The following is a 26,768-nucleotide window of genomic DNA, read 5'->3' on the forward strand; positions in this document are numbered from 1 at the left end:
TCTCAAGCATCGAGCACGCAGTCGGCGAGCGGGACGGCGCGGCAGGTCAGGCAGTGGTCGGGGGGGCCGTCATAGGCGGCGAGATGCGCCACCGCCCCGGTGGCGAGCCTCACTTGGCAGCTCTCGCACTGGCCGGTGCGGCAGCCGCTCGGCAGAGGCAGGCCGGCCTTCTCGGCGGCGTCGAGCAGGGTTCCCGCGCCGGGCGACCAGAGAAAGCTCGCTCCGCTGCGGGCGAGGGAGACGGTCCGCGGGGCCAGGTCCGCCGGAACCTCCGCCTGTGCGGTGAACAGCTCGCTCGCGATGTCGAAGCGCGGCAGCCCCCAGGCGAGCAGACGTGAGGTCGCGTCCGCCACGAAAGCGCCCGGGCCGCAGATATAGGCGAGGGGGCGCTCGCCCGGAAACGGCGACGGCAGATCGGACAGGGCGGACCGTCCGCTCCGGTCGTAATCCCGGCCGGGATCATCATCCGGTGCCGGTCGTGTGAAGACATGCGTGGCGGCGAGTTCCGGCAGGCGGGTTGCAAGCGCCCGCAGCGTTGCGCCGAAGGGATGGGCCTGCCCGTCTCGGCAGACGTAGATGAGCCGGATCCCGGGCGGCCGAGGCGCTTCGCCGGCATCGGCGAGCGCTTCGAGGTAGCTCACGAAGGGCGTGATGCCGATGCCCGCGGCGAGCAGGATGACGGGACGGTCCCCGCTCAAGGGGGGCGTGAAGGTGCCCTGCGGCGCCTCCAGCAACACGGTCGCGCCGACCCCGATTCCGTGGAGACGGGACGACATCCGTCCGGGCGACGCCGTTCCGGTGCCGACCAGCTTCACGGCGATGTCGTAGCGGTCCGGGCAGCGATGCGGTCCGGTGAGCGAGTAGGCCCGCGCCAAGCCCGCATCCGTGGCCACGCGGACATGCTGCCCGGGACGGAAGCCGGCGAGGGGCCCGCCATCCGTGGGAGCCAGTGAGAGCGCCACGACATCCGCGGCTTCGCGTCGGACGGCCGCCACCGTGAAGGCGCGCTCGCCGCTCCACCAGCCTCGGCTGCGCACCTCGTCCAGGGTGATCTCGCAGGGGACCGCGCGAAGCGGGACCGAGCCGCTGACCGGATCCCGGCTCTCGTCCGAGAGCGCGGCGTTGACGTTCAGGGTGTCCGCGCCGGCACTTGGGGTGCGCGGCTGGCCGAGGGGCGGGCAATCCTCCCACCAGCCGAATTCCGCGATGACCGTGTCGTCCGCCAGGGCCGGATCGAGCCGGGCGCGCAGCCGCGCCGTCCCGTGCGCCGTGCGCAGCACGACCCAGTCGCCGGCCTGGATGTGACGGGCCGCCGCGGAAGCGGGGCTGATCTCGATCGATGGATCCGGTGCCTTCCGGCGCAGCGAGGCGACGTGCCGGTGCGAACTGTGAACGTACCAACCGGACTTCGCGGTCGAGAGCCACAGCGGCAGCGCCGGGTCCTCCCCGCCGGCGGGCGCGATGAAGGAGGGCAGGGGAGGATAGCCGTGGTCCAGCAGGCGCTCGGAGTAGAGCTCGGCCCGGCGCGTCGGCGTGGCGAAGCCCACCGGCGTCCCGTCCGCGCCGGGTGCGGTGTACTTGCGCTCCGGACAGGGTTGCGGGACGCGGATGCCGTCCGGGCGGGCGCGCAGGTCCGCCACGGTCAATCCGAGCGGCGCAAGCTGGTCGTTCCAGCCGGCCTCGACCGAACCACCGAAGAACGCATCCGCGTGGCCGAGCCGGCAGGCGAGATCGAACACGATCTCGTAATCCGCCCGCGTTTCGCCGAGGGGCGGGAGCATCGCCTGGCGCAGCTGCACCAGCTCGGCGGCCGCCTGAGTGATCTCGAAGCCGACCTTCAGCGCCTCGCGCTCCCAGGGCATGCTGGCCGGGAGCACGATGTCGGCGTTCTCCGCCGTCGGATTCATGAACATGTCGACGTGGACGTGGAAATCGAGCGCCTGCAGCGCGTCCCGGTTGCGTGCCGATGCCCCCTGCGACACGACGAGGTTGGAGCCGAAGCTCATCAGGGCCTCGACCCGGTAGGGCTCCCCCTCCAGCACCGCGCGGGCGAAGTCGCGGGCGGTGATCCAGCCCCTGGAGGGCGGGCCGAGCGGCAGCGCGTCGAGGCCGAGAGCCTTCTCGCGCTGGTCGGGCGCCAGCAATCCGTAATCGTTCACGCTCCGGGATGGGGGCGCCACGGTCCAGAGATTGCCGCCGGCCCGGTCGTTCGCTCCCGTCAGCGCGTAGAGGGTCGCGATCGCCCGCTCGGTCTGGGTCGCGTTGGTGTGCTGCCCGACCCCGGTCCAGGAATGATAGGCGAGGCGGGGCGCGTTCTCGAACAGCGCGTAGAACCGGGCGAGATCATCGGGATGAAGCCCGGTGATCCCTGCGACGGAGTCCGGTGTGTACGGAGCGGCTTCGCGTTCCAGCAACGTCAGCGCGGTTGCGCAGCGCAGACGGCGCCCATCCCCCGCCTGAAGATCGGCCTCGCCCTGCAGCAGGATCGCGGGATCATCGGGAGCGGAATCCGCCGGGAGCGGCCCTTCGGGGCCGAGAACCACCCACCGCGAGTCGGGGCTGCCGGGCCAGAGGTCGCCGGCCCGAACGAAGCGTCCCGTGTCGCGGTCGATCAGGAGCGGCGCGTTCGTCCAGCGCCGCACGAAGGGCGTGTCGTATCGGCGCGTCGCGATCAGGTGCCGGATGGCTCCCATGGCGAGGGCCGCGTCGGTGCCGGGACGAATGCGCAGCCACAGATCGGCATCCTCGCCCGAGCCGCCGCGCTTGGGATCGACCACGGCCACCGTCGCCCCGCGGCGGCGCGCCGCCGCGACGCGGGTCGCCTGGGCGAGCCAGGTCCGGGCCGGATTGTGCCCCCACAGCACGATCGCATCCGCCCGGTCGTAGTCGGCGGCGCCGATGCCGCGCCCGAACGTCAGGGCCTGCGCGTAATCCTTGTGCCAGCCGCAGACCTCGACGGCGTAGATCAGGTTCGGGCTGCCGAAGACCCGGATGAAGCGCTCCACCCACTCGAAGCTGTCCACCATCGGCGTGCCGCTCGGGGTGGTGACGGCGAAGGCGACCGCCTCGGCGCCCCGTCGCGCACGGGTCTCGCCGAGGCGGGACGCGATCTCGGCCAGCGCCTCGTCCCAGGAGATCGGCACGAAGCCGGGATCCGGGTGGTGGCGCGGCCGTGTGCGCTTGAGCGGGACGGTCAGCCGCCGCGGGCTGCCGACCATCTCGGGAGCGGCGCGCCCTTTGGCGCAGAGCGCGCTGCCGGTCGGATGGTCCGGGTTGGGCCGCACGGCCACGAGCCGGCCGCCCTCGACCTCGTTGAGGGAGCCGCACCGCGAGCGGCAGAGGGTGCAGTAGCCCGCCTTGACCTCACCCACCTCAGCCTCCCTCGGTTAGGTAGCGCGTGACGCGCTATATTGAAACGCGTGACGCGCTCCTGCAAGTCGGGATGAAGCTCGTATACTGGGCAGCGGGAGAGCGAAGAATGGTCAGCAATCAGAACGCCGCTCCGGTGCCGGTGGCGACGGAAGCCAATCTGCGCGAGCAGGTGCAGCAGCGACTGCGCCTCGGCATCGTGTCAGGGGAGATCGGGCCGGGCACCATCCTGTCCGTCCCGGCCCTGGCCCGGACGCTCGGCATTTCGACCACGCCCGTGCGGGAGGCGCTCCTGCAACTCTCCGCCGATGGCCTGCTGCAGCCGCTGCGCAACCGCGGTTTCTGCGTGGTCGAGCCGACGCTGGAGGAACTGCGCAACCTGTTCGAGGTCCGGCTGCAACTCGAAACGTCCGCTTTCGTGAAGCTGGTGCGATCCGGACTGAACGATGTCTCGCAGCTCACGGCGCACGCGGACGACATCGCCCGGGCGGTGCGCGCGGGCGACATCCAGCTCTACCTCGCCGCCGACCGCGCATTCCACAGGGAGTTGCTGTCCCGGGCCGGCAACGCCGTCCTGACCGGAATCGTGATGCGGTTACGGGATACGATGAGGCTCTACGGGATCAGCTCTGCCGCCGGGTTGGCGCGCCAAGAGGAGTCGGTCCCCGAGCACTACCGCATCATCGACATGCTGCGGCAGGGGGGCGAGCCCGAAGCCGCAGCGGCACTCATGCACAAGCACATCATGGATTGGGAGCCGATCTTCTCCGAAGTGCTCAGGGACGCCGATGGCGGCCAGCTCAGATGACGGGACGTCGGCCTTCCCTTTCCGCCAAGCTGCACGGCTGATACGGTTTCCGGAAGATCACTTTCGGAAACCGTATCACGAGCCCGCGCGGCGCCTGAGCGAGGCCGGTTTCCGCATCGCGAAGCGATCATCCGGAAACCGTATGACGCGGCCCGATCCCGCCTGGCCGATGACGGGCACCCGGCAGGTTTGCGCGTCCCCGCTCCGGCCGGGCAGGCGACGCGCCCGCTCCGGCCCTGTTGCGATGCTTCGGCTCTGGGATTACTCCGCCGCCGCGGCGTAGGACTCCACCGGGGGGCAGTTGCACACGAGGTTTCGGTCGCCATAGGCGTTGTCGACGCGGTTCACCGGGGGCCAGTACTTGTCCATCCCACGGGAGCCGGTCGGGAAGCAGGCCGCCTCCCGCGAGTAGGGGCGCTCCCAGGCGCCGATGAGATCCTGCACCGTGTGCGGGGCCTGCTTCAGCGGATTGTCGGCCCGGTCCGCCCGACCCTCCTCGATCGCCCGGATCTCCTCCCGGATCGACAGCATCGCGTCGCAGAACCGGTCGATCTCCGCCTTGGTCTCGGATTCGGTCGGCTCGATCATCAGGGTCCCGGCGACCGGCCAGCTCATCGTCGGCGGGTGGAAGCCGCAATCGATCAAGCGCTTGGCGATGTCATCGACGGTGATCCCGGCGCTCTTCTGGAAGGGGCGCACGTCCACGATGCATTCGTGTGCCACGCGCCCGTTGAGGCCCGTATAGACGATCGGATAGGCGCCCTTCAGCCGCTCGGCGATGTAGTTCGCGTTGAGGATCGCCACGCGGGTCGCCTGCGTGAGCCCGCGCCCGCCCATCATCAGGCAGTAGCTCCACGAGATCGGCAGGATCGAGGCCGACCCGAACGGCGCCGCCGAGACCGCGCCCGCCTCGCCCGTCCGCGGATCGGTCGGCAGGTAGGGGATCAGATGCGCCTTGACGCCGATCGGGCCCATGCCGGGACCGCCGCCGCCATGCGGGATGCAGAACGTCTTGTGCAGGTTGAGGTGGCTGACATCCGCGCCGATGTCACCCGGCCGGGCGAGGCCGACGAGGGCGTTGAGGTTCGCGCCGTCGAGATAGACCTGGCCGCCATGGGCGTGGACGATCTCGCAGATCTCGCGCACCCGCGTCTCGAACACGCCGTGGGTCGAGGGGTAGGTGAGCATGCAGGCCGCGAGCTTGTCGGCGTGCCGCTCCGCCTTCCGGCGGAAGTCGTCCACGTCGATGTTGCCCTGCGGGTCGGCCGCCACCACCACGACGGTCATGCCGCACATCTGCGCGGAAGCGGGGTTGGTTCCGTGGGCCGAGGACGGGATCAGGCAGACGTCGCGGTGCCCCTCGCCGCGGGCGTGATGGTAGCCGCGGATCGCGAGGAGCCCGGCATATTCCCCCTGCGCCCCCGAGTTCGGCTGCATCGAGATCGCGTCGTAGCCGGTGATGGCGCAGAGCTTCTTCGAGAGATCCTCGATCAGCTCGGCATAGCCCCGGGCCTGATCTTCCGGAACGAAGGGATGGATCTCCGAGAATTCCGGCCAGGAGATCGGCAGCATCTCGGCCGTGGCGTTGAGCTTCATGGTGCAGGAGCCGAGCGGGATCATGGTGCGGTCGAGCGCGAGATCCCGGTCGGCGAGCCGGCGCATGTAGCGCGTCATCTCGCTCTCGGCCCGGTTCATCTGGAAGATCGGGTGGGTGAGATAGGCGGAGGTGCGCGCAAGCCCGGCGGGCAGCCGCGCCGCGGGCCACGCCTCGTCGTAGGCGAGGTCCGTGCCCCCGAAGGCGCGCCACACGGCCTGGATGATGTCCGGCCGGGTGCGCTCGTCCACCGTGATGCCGATGCGGTCGTCGCCGATCTTGCGCAGGTTCACGCCGTTCTCGACGGCGCTCCTCAGGATCATGCCCTGGAACGGGCCGACCGCGACCGTCACCGTGTCGAAGAACGCCTCCGGTTCGACCGCGAAGCCCAGCCGCGTCAGGCCGTCGGCGAGGCGCACGGCGTCGCGGTGCACGCGCTGCGCGATGGCCTTCAGGCCCTCCGGCCCGTGATAGACCGCGTACATGGACGCCACGACGGCGAGCAGCACCTGGCTCGTGCAGATGTTCGAGGTCGCCTTCTCGCGGCGGATGTGCTGCTCGCGGGTCTGGAGCGCGAGGCGATAGGCGCGGTGTCCGCGGCTGTCGACGGAGACGCCGACGATGCGGCCGGGCATCGCCCGCTTGTAGGCGTCGCGGGCCGCCATGTAGGCGGCGTGCGGGCCGCCGTAGCCGACCGGCACGCCGTAGCGCTGCATGGAGCCGATCGCGATGTCGGCTCCCATCTCGCCGGGCGCCTTGAGGAGGGTGAGGGCCAGGGGATCGGCCGCCACCACGGCGATGGCCCCGGCCGCGTGCAGGCGCGCGATCGGGCTGCCGAAATCGTGAATGGCCCCGTTCACGCCCGGATACTGGAAGAGCGCGCCGAAGACCTGCTCCGGATCGAGGTCCCGGAAGGGATCGCCGACGATCACGCGCCAGCCGAACGGGGCGGCCCGCGTGCGCAGCACGGCGATCGTCTGCGGCAGGCAATCCTTGTCGACGAAGAAGGCGTCGGCCTTCGACGTCGCGACCCGCTGCGCCATGCCCATCGCCTCGGCCGCCGCCGTCGCCTCGTCGAGGAGCGAGGCGTTGGCGATGTCGAGGGCGGTCAGGTCGCAGACCAGCGTCTGGAAGTTCAGGAGCGCCTCGAGGCGGCCCTGGCTGATCTCCGGCTGATAGGGCGAGTAGGCCGTGTACCAGGCCGGGTTCTCGAAGATGTTGCGCTGGATCGCGGGCGGCATGGTGGTGCCGTGATAGCCCTGGCCGATCAGCGACACGAGGAGACGGTTCTTGTTGGCGACCGCGCGCATCCGCTCGATCACCCGGCGCTCGGTCAGCGGGCGGCCGAACTCGATCGGCTCGTGCTGCCGGATGTCGGGGGGCAGCGTCTCGTCGATCAGGGCGTCGAGGCTCGCAGCGCCGACCCGCTGCAGCATCTCGGACATCTCGCCGACGGTCGGGCCGATGTGCCGGCGGTTCGCAAAGTCGTACGGATCGTAGGCGGCCATGCGTCTCTCCGGGGCGGTCACTTCGGCAGAGCCGCGTAGGCGGCCTCGTCCATCAGGGCCTCCATGGCGGAGGGGTCCTTGAGCCGCATCCGGTAGAGCCAGCCCGCGCCTTGCGGATCGGCGTTCACGGTCTCCGGGGAGGTGACGACCGCGTCGTTGACCTCCGTCACCTCGCCGTCGAGCGGCGCGTAGACTTCGGAGGCCGCCTTGACCGATTCGACGACCGCCGCGGCCGATCCCTTCGTCAACGCGGCCCCGACCTTCGGCAGCTCGATGAAGACGAGGTCGCCGAGCTGCTCGGCGGCATGCTGGGTGATGCCGATCGTGGCGACCTCGCCCTCGAGCGTCAGCCACTCGTGTTCTTCCGTGAAACGCCGCATGGGACTTAACTCCGGCCTGTCAGGCGCGCTTGAAGGTGGCGGGAAGGAAAGGGAGAGGGGTCACGACGAGGGGCAGGGGCAGGCCGCGGACCTCCGCGAGGAGGCGCTGGCCCGCCTGCGCGTGGGCGGCCGCGACGTAGCCCATCGCCACGGGGGCACCGAGGCTCGGGCCGAAGCTCCCCGAGGTGACGCTGCCGAGGGATGTGCCATCCGCCTCGGAGCGGAGGGGGGCGCCGGCCCGCACCGGCGCGCGTCCCTCCGGCCTCAATCCGACGCGCCGCCGCGCGGTGCCCGTCTCCAGTTCATGCAGGATGCGGGTCTCGCCCGGGAAGCCTCCGGCGCGAGCTCCCCCCCGCCGCCGGACCTTGGGGATCGCGAAGGTCAGGCTCGCCTCGACGGGACTCGTGGTCAGGTCGATGTCGGCGCCGTGCAGGCAGAGGCCCGCTTCGAGCCGCAGCGTGTCGCGGGCGCCGAGGCCGACCGGCAGCACGCCCGGCTGCGCCAGCAGCGCCTCCGCCAGCGCCGCGGCGGCCTCCGCCGGGACCGAAATCTCGAAGCCGTCCTCGCCCGTGTAGCCGGAGCGGGCGACGAAGCCCCGCGCGCCGAGGAGGGTCACCTCCCGGACGTCGAGAAACCGCATCGTCGTCACCTCGGGTGCGAGCGCCGCCAGGGCCGGTTCCGCGGCCGGTCCCTGCAGGGCGATCAGCGCGGCGGGCTGCTCTTCGACCGATACCGCGGCGGGCAGAAACCGCCTCAGATGGGCGATGACCGCCCGCTTGTTCGCGGCGTTCACCACGACGACGAGGTGATCGTCGAAGCGCAGGACCATGAGGTCGTCCAGGATGCCGCCGGATTCGTGGGTGAGCAGCCCGTAGCGCTGGCGGCCGGGCCGGAGCCCGGCGAGATCGGCCGGGATCAGGCGCTCCAGTGCGAGCGCGATCCGGTCCGGATCGTCGCCGCGCAGCACCACCTGACCCATGTGGGAGACATCGAACAGCCCGGCGGCGGCGCGGGTATGCAGGTGCTCCTTGAGCTGGCCCGCCGGGTATTGCAGCGGCATGGCGTAGCCCGCGAAGGGCACCATGCGGGCATCCAGGCGCAGGTGGAGATCGTGCAGGGGCGTGGCTTCGAGAGCAACCGACTCGGCGGGCTGCACGGACATATCAGGGTCCTCCGCGACATACGGAACCGACGGCGCTCACGCACCACGGCTACCCCCATCTGTCACGGGTACCTGAGAGCTTCCCCCGCACGGGCGTGCGAGGTTTCTCCTTCGGTGGACGCCGGACGGCGCCTCTCTCCAGATCGTCCAACGATACGGTGATTGTGCCTGAGAGTTTCCGGGGGTGGTTGCTCCGTCGGCGCCATGCCAGGCTCATCGAGCCGGGCTGGGCTCTCCCGTATCGCCCTGTTCGGACGGTTGGACCAAAGCACAAGACCGCATGCCGCGCAACGTCGGGAGTGCCACTGCGCCGTGCGAGGTCCTGCCTGACCGCGGATCACGGCCTGGAGAGATGATCCGGACGTGTCGCGAGCCAGAGGACGTGACGACGCCCGCTTCGCCCGTTGGCATGCACCCGCACCTGGTCGACCTCGAAACCGGTGTTCCATAGGCGCGCTCTGAACTTGCGGTCGGGCTTATCCGACCACACGCTCAGGATGCCGCGCGGGCGCAGCGCCCGTTGGGCCTGCTTCAAGCCCTCGACGTCGTAGAGCCGGTCGTTCTCGAGCCGCGTCAGCCCCTCGGGCCCGTTGTCGACGTCGAGCAGGATGGCATCGTAGCAGGACGGCACCTGCTGAATGACACGCAGAACGTCGTCTTCCCGCAGATCGACGCGCGGATCATCGAGGATCCCGGCGAACAGATGGGCCAGAGGACCACGCGCCCAGGCCACAACCGCGGGCATCAGTTCCGCGACGACGATCCGCGCATCCGGGCCGAGGGCGTCGAGGGCTGCACGCAAGGTGAATCCCATGCCGAGCCCACCGATCAGCACCTTCGCCCGCGGACGGTCCCGCAAGCGGGCACAGGTGAGGGCGGCGAGCTCCGCCTCCGACTTGGAGGCGCGGTTGCTCATCAGCTCGATCGTGCCGACACAAATGGTGAAATCACCGCCGCGTTGCATCAGGCGCATCGGCTCGCGCTCGCCGGGAATGACGGCGGTGTCAAGTTGAACCCATGGAATCAAAGGACGGTACCTCCGGTCGTAGAACGGCAATAATCCGGCGCCCGGCTCCGCCGCCGCCGCGTGATGTTCACCAAGGAATCCAACCCTGCGCGGCCGGTTCGTGTCGCGCCCTCATCGATCGCCCGGATCGAACACGCATCTCCCGTAGCACCGTCTCGGGGCGTGGGAACCGGCCATGACGGCCCGATCGTGCGGTGGCCCGCGCGATACGGCCGATACCAGCCTGTACCCTTCCATCATCAAAAGATCACCGCTCGCCCCGGCCGAAGGCCAGTTCGGCTGGTCCAACCGCGAGAACGGCAAGCTCGTGGAGCGGTCGGACCGGCCGCATCGGAGCGAGGCCAACGCGCATCAGCGCGCATGCGGCCGTCGAGTGATTTTTCCGGATGCCAGCAGCCGCGCGGCGGTGTTGATCACAGAGGTGAATAGGCGCTCTGGAGCAGCGCCCGATCACGCGGCCATCGGGCGCCGCTCTAGCGCTACTCTGCCAGGTTACGGCATCTTATCTCTCGTTCGCTGAGGTGCACGGGAGGAGCGCGATGGATGAGGTCGGGTCGAAATCTTGGCTAGAACTATTGGAGGCATGGCTGGCTCCCATTCTGGCCGCCTTGTCCCGCGCCGAGCAGCGACGTTGGGCGCCGCTCTACCTGCGAGGTCTGCTCCTGCCCGGCGAGCGCAAGAGCGTCGAACCGATGGCAGCGCGCGTTGCGCCCGGCAACGTGCAGCAACTGCACCACTTCGTGTCCGCCTCGCCCTGGCCGCATGCACGGCTCGAGTGCGTGCTGGCCGAGCAGGCCGAGCAGCTCGTGGGCGGGCCGGAGGCCGTGCTGGTGGTCGACGACACTGCGCTGGTCAAGCAGGGGCGCCACTCCGTGGGCGTGCCGCGCCAGTACTGCGGTCAGCTCGGCAAAAAGGCGAACTGCCAGGCGCTGGTGTCGCTGACGCTGGCCCGAGGCGAGGTTCCGGTCCCGGTGTCGCTGCGGCTGTTCCTGCCTGACGGTTGGGCCTCCGATCCGGCGCGGCGACATACGGCGGGGGTGCCCGACGACATCTCCGGTCGGCCGAAGTGGCAGATCGCCTTGGACGAGATCGACCGGCTGGGCGACCAGGGCGTGCGCTTCGGGTGCGTGCTGGGCGATGCCGAGTACGGCAAGGTGGCTGCGTTAAGGTCGAGCGGCTGATCAATAGTCCGTGAGGCTACGCCATGAGGCGGGCTACCACGCAGTCCCCCATCGCCTCCGTTCCAATTCGTTGGGTGCCCGGCGTTACAATGTCGGCGGTCCGGTATCCATCCGCCAGGGTCCGAGCAACGGCGTCCTCGACCCGGACCGCGAGGTCCGGCCGCCGGAAGCTGTGGCGCAGCATCAGCGCCACCGAGAGGATGGAGGCGAGCGGGTTTGCCACATCTTGGCCGGCGATATCGGGGGCGCAGCCGTGGACGGGCTCGAAGAGCCCGCGCCGCCCCGCGCCGATCGAGGCCGATGGCAGCATGCCGATCGAACCTACCAGCATCGACGCCTCGTCCGAGAGAATGTCGCCGAAGAGGTTCGCGGTCACGATTACATCAAACTGCTTGGGGTAGCGCACGAGGGACATCGCAGCCGCATCAACGTAAAGGTGGGTCAGCTCGACGTCGGGATAATCGCGGCCTACGTCGGTCATGACCTCGCGCCACAGCTCCATGGTCTCAAGCACGTTGGCCTTGTCTACCGAGCAGACTTTGTGACGGCGGCCTCGCGCAGTGGCGAATGCGACGTGCGCGATGCGGCGGATCTCGCTCTCCGTGTAGCGCATCGTGTTGACGCCGACACGCTCGCCCCTTCCGTCGCGCTCGATGCCGCGCGGGCTCGCGAAGTAGATGTCGCTCGTCAGCTCGCGCAGGATCATCAAGTCGAGGCCCTCGACCACCTCTCGTTTGAGGGTCGAGGCCTCGATGAGTGCGGGGACGGAGACGATTGGCCGGAAGTTGGCGAAAAGGTCAAGTTCCTGGCGCAGGGTCAGGAGCGCGTCGCCGGGTCGGAGGCCACGCGGAAGGGTCTCGTACTCGAACCCGCCCTCGGCCCCGAACAGGATGGCGTCGGCCGCGCGCGCCAGCGCCAGCGTCGCCTCCGGCAGCGGGTGGCCACCTGCGTCGTAGGCGCAGCCCCCGATCAGAGCCGTCTCCATTTCGATAGCCAAGCCCTCACGGGCAAGGGCTTCGAGCACTTTGACGCCCTGACGGGTGACCTCTGGCCCAATCCCATCTCCGGACAGCACGGCAACCTTCATCTCAATTCCTCGGCTTCAGGATGTCGGAACGTCCCGGAAATCTCGCCCTCCCGGCGCGAGGCCGCCTCATAGGTGCGCACGTGCTCGATGAGCGTGAGTGTATAGTCGATCTCATCGAGCCCCTTGAGCAGGCATTCGCGCGCGAAGGGGTCCGTCACGAAGGCGTGGCGGCAGCCGGAGGGGTCGGTAAGCACTTCCGCCACGAGGTCCACGACGAGGCGCGGCGCTGAGGCATCCTCCAACAGCGCGCGGATCGCCGCCGTCTCCGCCTCGGGCAAAACCACGGGCAGCACGCCGTTCTTGAGGCAGTTCGTCTGGAAGATATCGCCGAAGCTCGGGGCGACGATGCAGCGGATGCCGAAGTCGGCGAGCGTGTAGACGGCCTGCTCTCGGGACGAGCCGCACCCGAAGTTTCGGTCTGCGACGATGATCCGGGGCGCTGGGTGGTCCAGCCGGTTGAGCACGAAGCCCGGGCGCGGGGTGCCGTCGGGCGCGAAGCGCACGTCGTGAAAGCAGTAGCGGCCGTAATCAACCCGCGGCTTGTGCATGAAGCGCGCCGGCAGGATCTGATCGGTGTCGATGTCGGCGCCGGTCATAGGGACTGCGACGGCGTCGAGGCGCGTGAACGGCTCCATGGGCTAGTGCCTTCCCAGCTGGCGGACGTCGGTGAGCCGGCCGGTCACGGCGGCGGCTGCGGCCATCGCCGGGCTCATGAGGTGGGTGCGGGCGCCAAGCCCTTGGCGGCCGACGAAGTTGCGGTTCGTGGTCGAGGCACAGCGCTCGCCCTCATTCACCGCGTCGCCATTGATTGCGAGACACATGGAGCAGCCAGCGTAGCGCCACTCACAGCCGGCCTCTCGGAAGATGCGGTCGAGCCCCTCGGCTTCGGCCTGCGCTTTCACGAGTCCGGAGCCCGGTACCACCACCGTCGGCACCACTGCCTTGCGCCCGCGCATCACGCGCGAGGCTTCACGCAGATCCTCGATGCGGCCGTTGGTGCAGGAGCCTATGAACACCCGCCCGATCGGTAAGCCTTCGAGCGTCGCGCCGGGGGCGAGTGCCATGTAGTCGAGCCCCTTGGCGATGCGGGCGCGCTTCTGCGGGTCCGGGATTGCGGCGAGGTCGGGCACCGCCCCGGTGATCGGGCTCGCGTCCTCCGGGCTCGTACCCCAGGACACCATGGGAGCGACCTCGGCGGCGTCGAACACGATCTCACGGTCGAAGACGGCGTCAGCATCGGAGGCGAGCCGCGACCATGCGCTCACCGCTGCATCCCAGGCGGTGCCTGCTGGAGCGTAGGGCCGACCCTTCAGGTAAGCGATGGTGGTAGCATCCGGCGCCACCATCCCGGCGCGAGCCCCGGCCTCGATCGACATGTTGCACAGGGTCATGCGGGCTTCGATCGAGAGGGCGCGGACAGCTGCCCCCGCGTATTCGATTACGTGGCGGGCAGCCCCCGCGACGCCGATGTGGGCGATCACCGCGAGGATCAGGTCCTTGGCCGTGACGCCGAGCCCAACCTCGCCCTCCATATGCACTCGCATGGTGCGCGGGCGGCGCTGCCAGAGGGTCTGAGTTGCGAAGACGTGGCTTACCTCGGAGGCACCGATGCCGAAGCCGAGCGCCCCGAGCGCTCCGTGGGTGGAGGTGTGGCTATCGCCGCACACGATCGTCATGCCCGGCAGGCTCAGACCCTGCTCGGGTCCAACCACGTGGACGATCCCCTGGCGCGCGTCTTCGAGCGGGAAGAGGGTGATGCCGTTCTCGTCGGTAAATCGCACCAAGCCCTCAATGAGCGACCGACGCTCAGCGTCCACCGTGTCGGCGAGGCTGCGCCCACGCGTAGAGACGTAGTGGTCTGGCACCGCGAAGCTGAGATCGGGCCGGCGGACCTTCAGGCCCTTGCGGCGCAGCGCCTCGAACGTGTCGAGCGGCAGGTCGTCGCCGATGTAGTGGCGGTCTATGAAGAGCAGGGTCTGCCCGTCAGAGCGCTCGTAGACCTTGTGTCGATCCCAGATCTTGTCGAACAGCGTGCCGGGCAAGGGACGGTCTCCTTGGCGCGGCGCGGGACGGCCGCGACCACCTGATCGCCGAGTTGGTGTCTAAGAAGGCCTGCGGGATGTCGGAAGCCGTGCTTCCTCGCCCCACCAACGCCAATCACGATGGGCGACGTGCCGGCGCGAGCGCAGCACTGATTGACGGAACTTTCGTCCCCTCGGGCTCGGGAGCGGCGGAGGGACGCCGCCAGGCCTGCGTGCGCGACACCGCGACCGTCGTCAGGGCAAATTGCACCAGCTTCACGCCGGCGGCCGTGACGAGCACCATGATCGCCATAGCCGCCGCCGCCGCGGTGTCTCCGGTATCGTCCATTTCGACGACAGCCACGGAGGCGAGCTTGGTCGCGGGCGCGTACAGGAACACGACCGCTCCGATTGTCGTCATCGCGTTAAGGAAGAAGTAGGTGGCGATGTCGATGACAGTCGGTACGCAGATCGGCAGCGTTACACGGAAGAAGGTCGTCCAGAACGGCACCCCCAGGGAGGCACCGGCCTCCTCGATCTCGCCGTCGAGCTGCTTGAGCGCCGTCACGGCCATGAGATGCGGAACCGTGTAGTAGTGCGCGACCGTCGCCATGACGAGGATCGAGAGGCCGCCGTAGACACCGTTGAGCGGATTCCCCGGTGCGTTGAAGAAGAAGATGTAGCCGAGCCCGAGGGCAAGGCCGGGCACGGCGAGCGGTAGCACTGCGACCGCGCGATAGAGGCTGCCGAGCCAAGCGTGCCCGCGCCCCTTCTCGACGAGGTACGCCCCTGAGAATGCGAGCAGCGTGCCTGCGAGCGCCGTGAGCGCTGCCATTTTCAGGCTGTTGGCGTAGGAAGACCATCCCGCAGCGTCATAGGCCGCGAAGTCGTAGTTTCCAAATGTCAGGGAGAGATCGTACGGCCAGAACTTGACGAATGATGCGAAGAGCGCCGTGGCGACGAGCGCGAGGATCAGCCCGCCGATGATGGCGACCACCGTCAGCATCGCTAGATCGAAGGCCCGGCTCGGCGTTGGCTTCAGCACCACCGAGCGGGCGCTGAGCAGGGATCGTTGGCGGCGTCGGACATAGAGGTCGACAGCGAAGGATAGGAGTGAGGGGACGAGTAGGATCACCCCGACGACGGCACCCATCTGGAAGTTCTGCTGCCCTATCACCTGCTTGTAGATGTCGATCGAGAGTACGTTGAACTGACCGCCGATGACCTTGGCGACGCCGAAATCCGTGACGGCGATGGTGAAGACGACGAAGGTCGCCCCCACGATGCCGAAACGGGCGGCCGGCACCGTGATGGTGCGGAACATGCGCGCCCGTGACGCACCGAGTGTCTCGGCCGCCTCGTAGAGCCGCGCGTCCGCGAGCGCCAGCGCGGTGCTCAGGATCAGGAAGGCGTGAGGAAAGCAGTAGAAGACTTGGCCTGCCACGATGCCTGGCAGGCCGTAGATCGACCCACCGCTGAGCCAGCTCTTCAGGAAGCCCTGATTGCCGAACAGGTAAGTCAACGCGATCGCGGGCAGGAGCGAGGGCGCGAGAATCGGCAGGAGCGCGATGCCCCCGAAGACGAACTTCCCCGGCAAGCAACTGCGGGTTAGCGCGTAGGCATAGGGAAAGGCGAGGAGCATTGTGATCGTAGTCGTCAGCCCTCCAAGGAGAAGGCTGTTGCCGATCGAGCGGGCCAGCGCCGGGTTGCTCGCGTAGGCGCGGAAGTTCGCGAGCCCGACGAGTTCACCGGTGGCGTTTTGGAGACTCTTCAGGAGAATCGCGCCGATCGGGCCAAGGATCAGCACGAGCGCGACCAGTGTTACGAAGCCGATGAGCGCAAGGCGCACGCCCGCCTCCGGCAGGCGTGGCGCGGCAATGAACCGGGCGGGAAGGCGCACGGGCGCCGAAGTGAGGCCGACCTCAGGCATCAACGGCACCCGCGAAGATGTGCAGCCGCTCCGGCCTCAGGGTGACGTCGAGGGGCGCGCCGGGCGTGAGGTCGAGCCCACTCGCGGGCCCCGCCGGCACGTCCGCGGTGATGCCGAGGTCGCCCCACTCAGGCGCGACCACCTGCACGCGGCAGAAGGCGCCCAGGAACTCCACCGCTGCGAGGCGCGCGCGGCTCGTGTTCGGGCCCTGGCCGGCCGCGAGTGGCGCGAGCGTCACGTCCTCTGGCCGAATGCAGACGGTCGCTGGCCCTCCGGCCGCGCCACCCGCGGGCAGCACGAGAATGCCCGCGGCGGCCTGCGGGGTGAAGACGTCGGCCGCGCTCACCCGGCCGGGTAGGAAGTTCATCCGGCCGACGAAATCGGCGACGAAGAGCGAGGCCGGCCGGCCGTAGACCTCCGACGGCGTCCCGATCTGCTCAATCGTGCCATGGTTCATGACAACGATCCGATCGGCCATCGCGAGGGCCTCCTCCTGATCGTGCGTCACCATCACCGTCGTCAGGCCGAGCCGGCGCTGGAGGTCGCGGATCTGCTGACGCAGGTGTACTCGCACCTTGGCGTCGAGCGCGCTCAGGGGTTCGTCGAGGAGAAGGAGTTTTGGCGCGGGTGCCAGGGCCCGCGCGAGCGCCACCCGCTGCTGCTGCCCACCGGACAGCTCGCCGGGATACTTGGCGGCGGCATTCGGCAAGCCGACAAGGTCGAGGAGTTCCGCCACGCGCGCCTTCGCCGTGCGACGGTCCGTCAAGCCGTACGCGACGTTGTCGGCCACCGTGAGGTTCGGGAACAGCGCATAGGACTGGAACAAGATCCCGAAGCCGCGCCGCGCTGCCGACAGCGCCGTAATGTCACGCCCTAGATGCAGGATCGAGCCGCTGCTCGGCCGCTCCAGCCCCGTGATGATGCGCAGGAGCGTCGACTTCCCGCACCCTGAAGGACCGAGGAAGGTCAGGAGTTCGCCCGCGCGGATGTCGAGGCTGACGTCTTCGAGGGCACGAAAACCGCCGAAGCGCTTGCCGACGTTGCGGACGTTGAGGAAGGGCACTGGATCGTCAAGGCGGGGGATCATCGGGGCCCTGCAAATCGCGAGCGGTGCCGGGCCGCTGAGTAAGAATGGCCCGGCGCTGGACGGTAGGATCGGAGGTCAGTTCGATTTCGGTTCGGACTTGCTGTCATAGCGCTTGACCCAGTCCTGCGTCAGCGCCTCGCGGTTGTCGGCGCTCGCGGTGAGGTTCTGGTCGGCCATTGCGGCCTCAGCGCCGGCGGGATAACCTCTTGGCGTCTCGAAAATCCCGGGATAGGCAACGATCGCCATGAACTTGTTGTACTGTTCGGCGGCCGCCTTTGTCACCGAGAAGTCCGCGAGCGCTTGGGCTGCCTTGAGGTGCTTCGTGCCCTTCATGATGGCGGTCGCCTCGATGTCCCATCCCGTCTTATCCTTGGGCAGGATGATCTCGATCGGCGCACCCTTCACCTTTAGCTGCGGCGCCGTAATATCGGTAGAAATTCCAATCACGTACTCGCCCGTTGCAGCCATCTTGCACGGCTTCGAGCCTGAGTGGGTGTAGAGCGCCATGTTGTCGTGCAGCGAATCCATGAAGGACTGCGCCTTGTCCCCCATCGACTGGCTCCAATGATTGATGGCCATGTAGCCGGTGTGGCTAGAGGCCGGATTCGGCATGGTGATCTGCCCCTTGTAGACGGGCTTGGCGAGGTCGGCCCAGCTCTCGGGAGCGGGGATGTTGCGTTTCTTCGCCTCCACGGTGTTGAAGCAGATCAGCGTCATCCAAGTGTCCATGCCGGTCCACGCCGGGGGGATCTTGTCATCGCGGAACCGGGCCTTCAGCGTCGCGTAGTCCTTGGGCGCGTACGGCTCGATCATGCCGAGCTTCTCGAGGCTGAGGAGGTGCATCAGCGGCACCCCCCAGAGCACGTCGGCCTTCGGGTTGTCCTTCTCGGCGAGGAGGCGGGCAAGAACGATGCCCGGGCTATCGCGCAACCATGCGATCTCGACGTTCGGATGGGCCTTCTCGAAGGCGGCCTTGTAGGGGCCGAGCTGCTCCTTCTCCAGCGTCGTGTAGACCGTGATGGTCTCACGGCCGGTCTGCGCTGCGGCGGGAAACGGGCTGAGGCCGGCGCACAAGAGGGCCGCCAGGCCGATGCGCCGCATCAAGCGCGTGGGGCGGGAGGAAGCCTTCGGTTGCATACGCGTCGTGCCTCTCGTCTCAGCCTGCAGGCCAGCAGACGAGGGAGCCTAGAACCGGTCCATTGAGGCTTGAAGGCGAAATCTGGCAGGGGGCCATCGTCAAAAGCGACGGCCGCGGTTCTCTGTCGGTGGCCGGGACTCTCTCTATCCGGCTGGGCGGACCGCAGTAGGATTGGCGCGATCTTCTCGCATGGGCGCGAAACCGTTAAGTCTCCGGTAACGCGAGCATTGGGCCCGCGCCTTTTGGTCCCAAGCCCCCGGGTAGTCGGACGCATGTCTCAAGTTCCACGGCGAAGCCTCGTCGGCCGCGTCGACCTGTTCACGCTGAAGCTCTTCGTCGCGGTAGTCGACGAGCACAGCATCGCGGCAGCTGCGGCTCGGGAGAACATCGCGACCTCCGCGGCGAGCAAGAGGCTGTCAGACCTCGAGCACGCGGTCGGCCTTCAGCTCGTGGTGCGGCACCACAAGGGCATCGAGGCGACGCCCGCTGGGAGAGCGGTACGCCAGCACGCCCTGACGATCCTGCGCAACCTATCCCTGCTTGAGGATGAGATGCAGGAATACGGGTCGGGCTTGCGCGGCCACGTCCGCGTCTTCGCCAACGAGTCCACAATCATCGGCTACCTTCCCGAGGAGCTGCGGCAGTTCCTCGAGGCCTACCCTCACGTTGAGGTCGAGCTTGAGGCGAAAGTAAGCACGAGCATCGTGCAGGCCGTGCGCGATGGCGAGGCGGATCTCGGGCTGTTCTCGGGGGACATCGTGACCGAGGGGCTCGCTGTGCACCCATATCATGGCGACTGCCTCGTGGTACTGGCGCCAGCGGGGCATGCCCTCGCCCACTGTCAGTCCGTCAGCGCGCTCGAGCTCCTCGACAGTCAGTTGATCGAGCAGGAGCGCGGCAGCTCAATCGACCTGATCCTCACGCGCATGGCAGCGGAGCATGGCCGCTCGGCCCGGGGTCGGATCCGGGTCAGCAGCTTCCACGCGATGGGCCGCATGGTGGAGGCCGGTCTCGGCCTGGGTGTCGTCCCTGAGCGTGTCGCGCGTCACATCGCGGTGCTGACCGACGTGCGGATCCTCTCGCTCGATGCCCCCTGGGCACGGCGTCAGCACCGGATCTGCGCGCGCGACGACGGCAGCCTCTCCAAGGCCGCGCAGCTTCTCCGGCGGCATCTCGCCGGTACTGGACGCTAGAGCCACGCCCGAGCGGGTTTGGACGGCTCGGGAGTTAGGACGTTGAGGGGTGAAGGAGGATGCCGATGCCTTCACCCTTGTCCGTGGATCTACGCCAGCGTGTCGTCTCTGCCGTTTCGGAGGGGGCGTCCTGTCATCAGGCGGCAGCTCGGTTCGGCGTCAGCGTGTCCAGTGCCAGCCGCTGGTCGGAACAGTTCCGCCAGGAGGGGCAGCTTGTGCCTAAGCCGTCGGGTCGTGATCACGCCTCGCACCGGATCGAGGCGCAGGCCGAGCTGATCCTGACAACCTACGAAGTGCGGCCCCCGATCTTCCTGCACGAGTTGCGCGACGCCCTGGCCCAGCACGGTTTACAGACCAGCACGAGCAGTCTGTCCCGCTTCTTCGCCCGGCACGACATCACCCGTAAAAAGGGGCGATCCACGCCGCCGAGCAGGCGCGCGAGGACGTAAGGGCCGCCCGCGAGGCTTGGTTCGAGAACCAGGACAGCCTCGATCCCGACAGACTGGTCTTCCTCGACGAGACCGCCGCGGCCACAGTTGACCCTGACCCCGCAAACTGGTCCGCACCCAGCGCAAGTTTTTCGGGCATCCTGATCCCTGAAGGAGGGTGGATGCCATGCCTTGCAAACGCTTCACGAACGAACAGATCGCCTTCGCCCTCCGTCAGGCGGAGAACGGCAGCACGGTGGACGAAGTCTGCCGGAAGATGGGCGTGTCCGAGCCGACCTTCTACCGCTGGAAGAAGCAGTTCGGCGCCATGGGCGTGCCGGAGATCCGGCGGTTGAAGCAGCTGGAGGAGGAGAACGGCAAGCTCAAGCGGCTGGTCGCCGATCTGACGCTGGATCGCTCGATGCTGCAGGACGTGCTCAAGCGAAAGTGGTGAGGCCCGCCGTTCGCCGCGAGGTCGCCGGTCACCTGCAGGCGGCCTACGGCATCAGCGAACGGCGGGCCTGCCAGGCGACCGGCTTCGGTCGCTCGTCCCAGCGCTACCGCCGGCGGTCGGATCCGCAGGTGGCGCTACGCATGCGGCTGAAGGAACTCGCCGCCGCTCGGGTGCGCTACGGCTACCGGCGGCTGCACATCCTGTTGCGACGGGAGGGCTGGGCCGTGAACCACAAGCGCACGTACCAGCTCTACCGGGACGAGGGCCTGTCGATCCGGCCCAAGCTGCCCAGGCGCAAACGGGCTTGGCGCTACCGGCAAGGACGTCCCGCCATCGGTGCTCCCAACGAGATCTGGGCGATGGACTTCATGGCCGACCGTCTCTTCGACGGACGTCCGTTCCGGATCCTGACGGTCGTGGACTGCCACACGCGAGAGGCGCTCTCGCTGGCGCCGAGAGCCAACTTCCGGGCCTACCAAGTGGTCGAGGCCCTCAACGCTCTGGTGAGGCTCCGCGGCCGGCCCAAGAGCCTGCCCCAAGAGCCTGCGGGTGGACAATGGGCCGGAATTTGCCGGTCGTATGCTGGATCAATGGGCCGACCTGAACGGGGTAGAGCTCGACTTCTCTCGGCCCGGAAAACCGACCGACAATGCCTACATCGAGGCCTTCAACGGCCGCCTGCGGGCGGAATGCCTGAATGCCTCATGGTTCCTGTCGCTGGCCGATGCCCGCGAGCGCATCGAAGAATGGAGGTCCACTACAACGAAGACCGGCCTCATACGGCCCTCGGCGGCTTGACGCCGCGAGCCTTCGCCAACCAAGCTGTCATACCGCCGCGCTTATGAACTGATCTGTTTCAGGTAGGGGTAGGCGCAGAGGGACTTGATGCGGCCGGTCTCTGCCGCGAGCGCATTCCAGGCCCGGCAGCACGCCTCGACGACGGCCTCGTAGTCGGCCAGAAGCCGGTGGGAGAGGTAGCGCTCGCGCAGGTAGAGCCAGACACGCTCGACCGGGTTCAGCTCGGGACTGTAGGGCGGCAGCGGCACGAGGGTGAGGTTGGGCGGGAGCGTCACCGCGCGCGGATCGTGCCAGCCCGCACCGTCCAGCACCATCACAGCGTGGGTGTCGGCTGGGATGCTGGCCGCAAAGTCGGCCAGGAAGCGATCCATGGCCTGAGTGCAGACCCGCGGCAGCACGAGGGCGAACTCCTCGCCTGTGGCGGGCCGCACGGCTGCGAAGATGTAGGCTGAGGCGAAGCGCTTGTCGCACAGCCCTGGTGGGCGTTGGCCGCGCACCCACCAGCGATGGCCGGTCCGGCCCTTCTGGCCCACGCGCGCCTCGTCCATGAACCAGAGCGCGATCGTCTTGCCCGGATGGGCTTGGGCCGCCGCCGCTACGGCGGTGCGAAGCCCCCTTTGGCGAAAGCGGCCGCCGCACGGGCGTTCCGCTTCGGGTGAACGGGCCTGGCCTTCTGCTTCGACAGCCCGAGCCGACGCACGACCCGCGACATGGATTGCGGGCACATCGTCTTGTCGAACCGCTCCTCGATGAAACGGCAGAGGTCCGGCAGCGTCCAACTCGACGGCTCCCCTTGCTCGGGATCTGGCCCAACCAGGATCCGATGCACCAGAACTGCTTGCTCACCCTCGCTGAGGATCTCTCGCCTGTGGCCGTGCGGACGATCCACCAGCCCGGCCAACCCCTCGGCATTGAACCGGATCACCGCATCGCGCAGAGCTTGGCGCTCCATCCCGGCCGCCCGTGCCGCCTCGGCGCGGCTCATGCCTTCCAGCGCATTGGCGATCGCCAGCATCCGCTGCGCTGTCGAACGGCGAGGCTCTTTCCTGGCCCGCCGCCTCAACTCAGTCGGCGTCGCGACATCCTCCCGGATTGGCAAACCGCGTCCCATTCCGACCTCCCGCTCAGGCAGGAGCCAATTGAATCAGCTGCTTCCTTCCCGGGGAACACCCATCCGAGTCACCTCAATCGCGCGCCGGTATCACAGCCCGAGAACTTGCATAGGCCTTGGACCACAAACCGGGGCAGGACCACATCGGCTCAAAGCCATACTTCAGGCCGGACCACTCCGATGGGGGCTGACCATCGACCGGGTTCCTGTGATTCGAGGCCAGCTGCAAACTTTCGTTCCCCGGCCCAATCTTCGAGCCACAATGTACGTCAAATGACTGATGCGGAGCGCTCTGGAGCGCTGCATCGTGGCGCCGGCTTTTATACCGCCGCACTTATGAACTGATCTGTTTCAGGTAGGGGTAGGCGCAGAGGGTCTTGATGCGGCCGGTCTCTGCCGCGAGCGCAGTCCAGGCCCGGCAGCACGCCTCGACGACGGCCTCGTCGTCGGCGAGGAGCCGATGGGAGAGGTAGCGCTCGCGCAGGTAGAGCCAGACACGCTCGACCGGGTTCAGCTCGGGACTGTAGGGCGGCAGCGGCACGAGGGTGAGGTTGGGCGGGAGCGTCACCGCGCGCGGATCGTGCCAGCCCGCACCGTCCAGCACCATCACAGCGTGGGTGTCGGCTGGGATGCTGGCCGCAAAGTCGGCCAGGAAGCGATCCATGGCCTGAGTGCAGACCCGCGGCAGCACGAGGGCGAACTCCTCGCCTGTGGCGGGCCGCACGGCTGCGAAGATGTAGGCTGAGGCGAAGCGCTTGTCGCACAGCCCTGGTGGGCGTTGGCCGCGCACCCACCAGCGATGGCCGGTCCGGCCCTTCTGGCCCACGCGCGCCTCGTCCATGAACCAGAGCGCGATCGTCTTGCCCGGATGGGCTTGGGCCGCCGCCGCTACGGCGGTGCGAAGCCCCCTTTGGCGAAAGCGGCCGCCGCACGGGCGTTCCGCTTCGGGTGAACGGGCCTGGCCTTCTGCTTCGACAGCCCGAGCCGACGCACGACCCGCGACATGGATTGCGGGCACATCGTCTTGTCGAACCGCTCCTCGATGAAACGGCAGAGGTCCGGCAGCGTCCAACTCGACGGCTCCCCTTGCTCGGGATCTGGCCCAACCAGGATCCGATGCACCAGAACTGCTTGCTCACCCTCGCTGAGGATCTCTCGCCTGTGGCCGTGCGGACGATCCACCAGCCCGGCCAGCCCCTCGGCATTGAACCGGATCACCGCATCGCGCAGAGCTTGGCGCTCCATCCCGGCCGCCCGCGCCGCCTCGGCGCGGCTCATGCCTTCCAGCGCATTGGCGATCGCCAGCATCCGCTGCGCTGTCGAACGGCGAGGCTCTTTCCTGGCCCGCCGCCTCAACTCAGTCGGCGTCGCGACATCCTCCCGGATTGGCAAACCGCGTCCCATTCCGACCTCCCGCTCAGGCAGGAGCCAATTGAATCAGCTGCTTCCTTCCCGGGGAACACCCAGCCGAGTCACCTCAATCGCGCGCCGGTATTAGACGCGACTTCCACCCCGCCCGGCACTGTCCTGGCGGGGCTTTTCGTTCAGGCCTCACTCCGAGGCTGATCCGATTGCGAACTCCATGCCTTGGCCGGGGCCCTGATCGGCGTAATCGATCAGTGTATAGCCGCGCTCCGACAGAGCCGCCTCCAGGCTGTCGCGGTGCTTGCGGAACATCTGACCGATCGCGAGGGGAGTAAGACAGCGATTGCCTTGCCGGAGCTGATCCACGCCGACCTGAAGCGGGACGCCTTCCCGGTCTGCGATCCGCACAAGCGCCGACGCCAACTCCGCAGCCTTGGTTTCGGAGGCTGACTTCGCCTTGAGCGCCATGGTGTAATCCTTGACCTGAATTCCGTTCGCCTCAGCCGCCCGCGATCTGCTCGGCGAAATCCTCCGGGATCTCCCCGAACCGCCCCAGGATCGAGACCCCGTCCAGCTCGCCGGTCTCGTCGTCGGCCACGATCTTGAGCGCCGCTGCGCCCGGCATCCGCGCGGCGATGGCCTCCGCCCGCTTCAGCGCTCCACTTTCGGTCGGCGCCACGTCGCGCGTGCCAGGGCGCAGCTTCTTACGGTGGATCTCAAACGTCTGAACCACGAACGTCGTCCGCATCGCCATTGCCGGCCTCCCGCGTGTTCTTTTTCCGTTCTAACAGCGGGACGGGCGGGAGTCTCGGGGGAGCGCGCGGAATCAGTGGGCGACGCCGTAGAAGACGATCCGCTCCATCGCTTCCTCGAAGGTCGGATGCGTGCCCTCGACCCGCACGTACAGGGCATTCTTCCAGCGTTCAGCGGTGAACCACTCGCGGGTCAACTCACCCGGCCTGGTCTCCTCCCACCGCCGCACGCGGCCGATGGAGTCGCCGTTGCGGTAGACCTGCCTCACGTGCGTTCGGCGATCGGCAGCCACGTGGCGTCGAAAGCGATCGGTATTCCTCCGCCTCCCGATTGCTTGAGACACCCCGTTAGCGGAGGGTCTCCGCGACAGGGGTGAGGACGATGAGCACGGACATCCGGGCGGATGCGGGTTCGGTCGGTCCGGGTCGCGGCGGGCGCATGTCCCGGCAACGCAAGCGGGATGCGGTGCTGCTGGAGGCCAAGATCGCCGCCCAGGAGGCGCGCCGCCCTGGCCCTTTGGTCCGCAGGAGGTTGCGGCCATGAGCCGGGCCGTCTCGCCGTCCAGCGGCGCAGGTTATGGGCTGGCCCGGCTGTGCCGGATCTGGGGCGTGTCGCGCGCCACCGTTCACCGCCACCTCTCTCCTGCCCGATCCGAACCGGCGCGGCGTCCCGGCCCAGTCGGGCCGATGCCGGATGCGGCGCTGCTCGACGAGATCCGCGCCACCCTCACCGGCAGTCCCTTCCACGGCGAGGGCCACCGCAAGGTCTGGGCGTGGCTGCGCCACACGGGCGTGCGCACCCCCAAGCGCCGCGTGCTGCGCCTGATGCGCGCCCATGATCCGCTCGCCCCCTCTCGCGTCGGTGCGCCGCGCGGTCCGCGCACGCACGACGGCACCATCGTCCCGGAGGCGGTGGCCACCATGTGGGGCACGGACCTGACCACCACCTGGACCGGCGAGGGTCAGGTCGCGGTGTTCGTCGCCCTCGACCACTGCTCGGCCGCGTGTGTCGGCATCCATGCGGCGCGACGGGCCACGCGCTTCGAGGCGCTGGAGCCGATCCGCCAGGGCGTGAGGCAGCGCTTCGAGGGCTTCGAGGCACGGGTGGCCCGTGGCCCGAGTGTCCGGCACGACCATGGCAGTCAGTCCATGTCGGATGATTTTCAGGCGGAACTGGGGTTTCTCGGCATCGCGAGTTCGCCCGCCTTCGTGCGTGCGCCGGAGGGGAATGGCTGCGCCGAGCGCTTCCTCCGCACGCTCAAGGAAAACCTGCTCTAGGTGGAGCACTTCGACACGGTCGAGGACCTGCGCCGCGCCCTGCTGGCGTTCCGGGAGATCTACAATGCGACGTGGCTGATCGAGCGGCACGGCTTCCGCCCACCGGTGGCTGTTCGGGCCGCGCGGCTTCCACCCGAGGCTCTGGCCGCGTAGGCTTCAGATCGGTGTCTCACAAACCGCGGGCGGTACACACCAGCGTGCGCCGGTTCTCGTAGCGGATCCGCATGGCATGGCCGCAGGCCGGGCAGGTCTGGCAAACCGGCGTGAGGATCTGTTCGCGATCGGGAACACGGACCTGAGTGCGGCACATGGCGCACCTCCCGACACGAAGCCTCAACCCGCGCCCGGTCACGCAGCACACTTCGCCATCCTAGAAAATTTCGGACGCAGCGCGTGAACCGTGTCATGATATCCACGGAAAAGACAGGCAGCGCCTATGACGGACCGCTCGATCGAACTGGACGAGCGGCGTGGGATGGCCGCTCAAAAAGCAACTAACCTTCGCCGCAAGCGTGCTGAAGTCGCGTCTCAGCACGCCGCGCTGGCCGAACGCCAGCACGACCTTGAGGAGCATCTTTTCGCAGCCGAGGCTGTGACCTGGCCCGAGGCCGCAGCCAAGGCGCGTTACCTGCTCGAACGGTTCGCAGCCTCCTTCGCCTGCGAGGACCCTCGCTTGCGGATGATGGTCGCCGCTGTGCTTGCCGATTTCACGCATCTTTCAAGGCCGACCAGGCCGGACGGGGAAGACGTGAAAACCACCGACATCTCACCGGAGAGGTCCTCATGAGCGATGATCGCAAACGCGGCAACCGCGAGGCCAAGAAGCCGAAGAAGGAGAAGCCGAAGACCATCGCGGCTGCCCCGAGCACCAAGGGCTTGCTCACGCCAGCGGCCAAGTCCGGCGCGAAACACTAATTCAATCAGGTCAGTACCGGTGTGGCGCGCAACCGTGCGCCTCGCCGGGGCTGGCTGCTGAACAAGGGCGTCCGAACCCCCGTTCGGCCGCGGCCAGGGCAGGGCGATGAGGTCTTTTCACCTCGGCGCCTTGCTATCGGGGCTGAAGCGGCCCATATCAGAGGTATCGAACTTTGGCCGGA

General features: G+C 68.3%; 21 protein-coding genes, 6 pseudogenes and 1 riboswitch. Of the genes and pseudogenes, 8 read left to right on the plus strand and 19 right to left on the minus strand.

Going from position 1 to position 26,768, the window contains the following annotated elements:
* Positions 1-2: 2 nt before the first annotated feature.
* Positions 3-3,371, minus strand: coding sequence for a molybdopterin-dependent oxidoreductase (locus ACE101_RS12635; protein WP_379129781.1), 3,369 nt, complete (start codon positions 3,369-3,371; stop codon positions 3-5).
* Positions 3,372-3,478: 107 nt separating this feature from the next.
* On the opposite strand from ACE101_RS12635, the gene ACE101_RS12640 reads away from it, so the two are divergent.
* A complete protein-coding gene (locus ACE101_RS12640; protein WP_379129783.1) occupies positions 3,479-4,177 on the plus strand; it encodes a GntR family transcriptional regulator in 699 nt (232 codons plus the stop codon).
* Positions 4,178-4,438: 261 nt separating this feature from the next.
* On the opposite strand, the gene gcvP is transcribed toward ACE101_RS12640, so the two are convergent.
* From gcvP to ACE101_RS12660, 4 genes are all read right to left on the minus strand, one after another.
* Entirely contained in the window at positions 4,439-7,279 is a 2,841-nt protein-coding gene (gene gcvP / locus ACE101_RS12645; protein WP_379129785.1) for an aminomethyl-transferring glycine dehydrogenase, read from the minus strand.
* A gap of 17 nt (positions 7,280-7,296) precedes the next feature.
* Positions 7,297-7,659, minus strand: a complete 363-nt coding sequence (gene gcvH / locus ACE101_RS12650) for a glycine cleavage system protein GcvH (RefSeq protein WP_379129788.1) — start codon at positions 7,657-7,659, stop codon at positions 7,297-7,299.
* Positions 7,660-7,678: 19 nt separating this feature from the next.
* On the minus strand, positions 7,679-8,821 hold the full coding sequence (gene gcvT / locus ACE101_RS12655) for a glycine cleavage system aminomethyltransferase GcvT (RefSeq protein ID WP_379129791.1): 1,143 nt from the start codon (positions 8,819-8,821) through the stop codon (positions 7,679-7,681).
* Positions 8,822-8,967: 146 nt separating this feature from the next.
* Positions 8,968-9,070, minus strand: a riboswitch (glycine riboswitch).
* An 88-nt stretch (positions 9,071-9,158) separates the two neighbouring features.
* Positions 9,159-9,848: a spermidine synthase gene (locus ACE101_RS12660; protein ID WP_379138628.1), complete on the minus strand. Its 690-nt coding sequence runs from the start codon at positions 9,846-9,848 to the stop codon at positions 9,159-9,161.
* A 539-nt stretch (positions 9,849-10,387) separates the two neighbouring features.
* On the opposite strand from ACE101_RS12660, the pseudogene ACE101_RS12665 reads away from it, so the two are divergent.
* Positions 10,388-11,017 (plus strand): annotated as a pseudogene (locus tag ACE101_RS12665) (IS701 family transposase); the annotation flags it as partial.
* A gap of 28 nt (positions 11,018-11,045) precedes the next feature.
* On the opposite strand, the gene leuB reads toward ACE101_RS12665, so the two are convergent.
* The 6 genes from leuB to ACE101_RS12695 form a co-directional block, all read right to left on the minus strand.
* Positions 11,046-12,116, minus strand: a complete 1,071-nt coding sequence (leuB, locus tag ACE101_RS12670) for a 3-isopropylmalate dehydrogenase (protein WP_441005379.1) — start codon at positions 12,114-12,116, stop codon at positions 11,046-11,048.
* Positions 12,113-12,751, minus strand: a complete 639-nt coding sequence (leuD, locus tag ACE101_RS12675) for a 3-isopropylmalate dehydratase small subunit (protein ID WP_379129793.1) — start codon at positions 12,749-12,751, stop codon at positions 12,113-12,115. Before leuD ends, leuB begins: the two co-directional genes overlap by 4 nt.
* Before the next feature lie 3 nt (positions 12,752-12,754).
* Positions 12,755-14,158 carry a 3-isopropylmalate dehydratase large subunit gene (gene leuC, locus ACE101_RS12680; protein WP_379129796.1) on the minus strand — a complete coding sequence of 468 codons (1,404 nt, stop codon included), beginning with the start codon at positions 14,156-14,158 and terminating at the stop codon, positions 12,755-12,757.
* Positions 14,159-14,273: 115 nt separating this feature from the next.
* A complete protein-coding gene (locus ACE101_RS12685; RefSeq protein ID WP_379129799.1) occupies positions 14,274-16,067 on the minus strand; it encodes a putative 2-aminoethylphosphonate ABC transporter permease subunit in 1,794 nt (597 codons plus the stop codon).
* Positions 16,060-17,130: a putative 2-aminoethylphosphonate ABC transporter ATP-binding protein gene (locus ACE101_RS12690; RefSeq protein ID WP_379129802.1), complete on the minus strand. Its 1,071-nt coding sequence runs from the start codon at positions 17,128-17,130 to the stop codon at positions 16,060-16,062. Before ACE101_RS12690 ends, ACE101_RS12685 begins: the two co-directional genes overlap by 8 nt.
* A 99-nt stretch (positions 17,131-17,229) precedes the next feature.
* Positions 17,230-18,291, minus strand: coding sequence for a putative 2-aminoethylphosphonate ABC transporter substrate-binding protein (locus tag ACE101_RS12695; protein WP_379129805.1), 1,062 nt, complete (start codon positions 18,289-18,291; stop codon positions 17,230-17,232).
* 273 nt (positions 18,292-18,564) lie between these two features.
* On the opposite strand from ACE101_RS12695, the gene ACE101_RS12700 reads away from it, so the two are divergent.
* The 3 genes and pseudogenes from ACE101_RS12700 (at position 18,565) to ACE101_RS12710 (ending at position 21,212) form a co-directional block, all read left to right on the plus strand.
* The gene (locus ACE101_RS12700) at positions 18,565-19,485 is read left to right on the plus strand and encodes a LysR substrate-binding domain-containing protein (protein ID WP_379129807.1); all 921 of its coding nucleotides are present in this window, start codon (positions 18,565-18,567) and stop codon (positions 19,483-19,485) included.
* Between the two features lie 65 nt (positions 19,486-19,550).
* Positions 19,551-20,089 (plus strand): annotated as a pseudogene (locus ACE101_RS12705) (helix-turn-helix domain-containing protein); the annotation flags it as partial.
* An 11-nt stretch (positions 20,090-20,100) separates the two neighbouring features.
* A pseudogene (locus ACE101_RS12710) lies at positions 20,101-21,212 on the plus strand (IS3 family transposase).
* Here the strand turns inward: ACE101_RS12710 and ACE101_RS12715 are convergent.
* The 7 genes and pseudogenes from ACE101_RS12715 to ACE101_RS12745 all read right to left on the minus strand — a co-directional run.
* Positions 21,207-21,743, minus strand: a pseudogene (locus ACE101_RS12715) (IS630 family transposase); the annotation flags it as partial. The pseudogenes ACE101_RS12710 and ACE101_RS12715 sit on opposite strands and share 6 nt — an antisense overlap.
* A gap of 17 nt (positions 21,744-21,760) precedes the next feature.
* A complete protein-coding gene (locus ACE101_RS12720) occupies positions 21,761-22,180 on the minus strand; it encodes a winged helix-turn-helix domain-containing protein (RefSeq protein ID WP_379126108.1) in 420 nt (139 codons plus the stop codon).
* A gap of 430 nt (positions 22,181-22,610) precedes the next feature.
* A pseudogene (locus ACE101_RS12725) lies at positions 22,611-23,147 on the minus strand (IS630 family transposase); the annotation flags it as partial.
* Between the two features lie 17 nt (positions 23,148-23,164).
* Positions 23,165-23,584, minus strand: coding sequence for a winged helix-turn-helix domain-containing protein (locus ACE101_RS12730; protein WP_379126108.1), 420 nt, complete (start codon positions 23,582-23,584; stop codon positions 23,165-23,167).
* Between the two features lie 243 nt (positions 23,585-23,827).
* Positions 23,828-24,109, minus strand: coding sequence for an adenylosuccinate synthase (locus ACE101_RS12735; RefSeq protein WP_379129809.1), 282 nt, complete (start codon positions 24,107-24,109; stop codon positions 23,828-23,830).
* A 31-nt stretch (positions 24,110-24,140) separates the two neighbouring features.
* The gene (locus ACE101_RS12740) at positions 24,141-24,395 is read right to left on the minus strand and encodes a hypothetical protein (protein WP_379129811.1); all 255 of its coding nucleotides are present in this window, start codon (positions 24,393-24,395) and stop codon (positions 24,141-24,143) included.
* Positions 24,396-24,467: 72 nt separating this feature from the next.
* The gene (locus ACE101_RS12745; protein WP_379129814.1) at positions 24,468-24,662 is read right to left on the minus strand and encodes a hypothetical protein; all 195 of its coding nucleotides are present in this window, start codon (positions 24,660-24,662) and stop codon (positions 24,468-24,470) included.
* A 113-nt stretch (positions 24,663-24,775) separates the two neighbouring features.
* Between ACE101_RS12745 and ACE101_RS12750 the strand changes: the two are divergent.
* Positions 24,776-25,824: pseudogene (locus ACE101_RS12750) on the plus strand (transposase).
* Positions 25,825-25,840: 16 nt separating this feature from the next.
* Here the strand turns inward: ACE101_RS12750 and ACE101_RS12755 are convergent.
* A complete protein-coding gene (locus ACE101_RS12755) occupies positions 25,841-25,981 on the minus strand; it encodes a hypothetical protein (RefSeq protein WP_379129817.1) in 141 nt (46 codons plus the stop codon).
* A 126-nt stretch (positions 25,982-26,107) separates the two neighbouring features.
* Between ACE101_RS12755 and ACE101_RS12760 the strand changes: the two genes are divergently transcribed.
* On the plus strand, positions 26,108-26,458 hold the full coding sequence (locus ACE101_RS12760; RefSeq protein ID WP_379129819.1) for a hypothetical protein: 351 nt from the start codon (positions 26,108-26,110) through the stop codon (positions 26,456-26,458).
* Positions 26,455-26,586, plus strand: coding sequence for a hypothetical protein (locus tag ACE101_RS12765; protein WP_379129821.1), 132 nt, complete (start codon positions 26,455-26,457; stop codon positions 26,584-26,586). Before ACE101_RS12760 ends, ACE101_RS12765 begins: the two co-directional genes overlap by 4 nt.
* The last annotated feature ends 182 nt before the right edge of the window (positions 26,587-26,768 follow it).

This window comes from Methylobacterium carpenticola (assembly GCF_042748905.1).
Classification (GTDB): Bacteria; Pseudomonadota; Alphaproteobacteria; order Rhizobiales; family Beijerinckiaceae; genus Methylobacterium; species Methylobacterium carpenticola.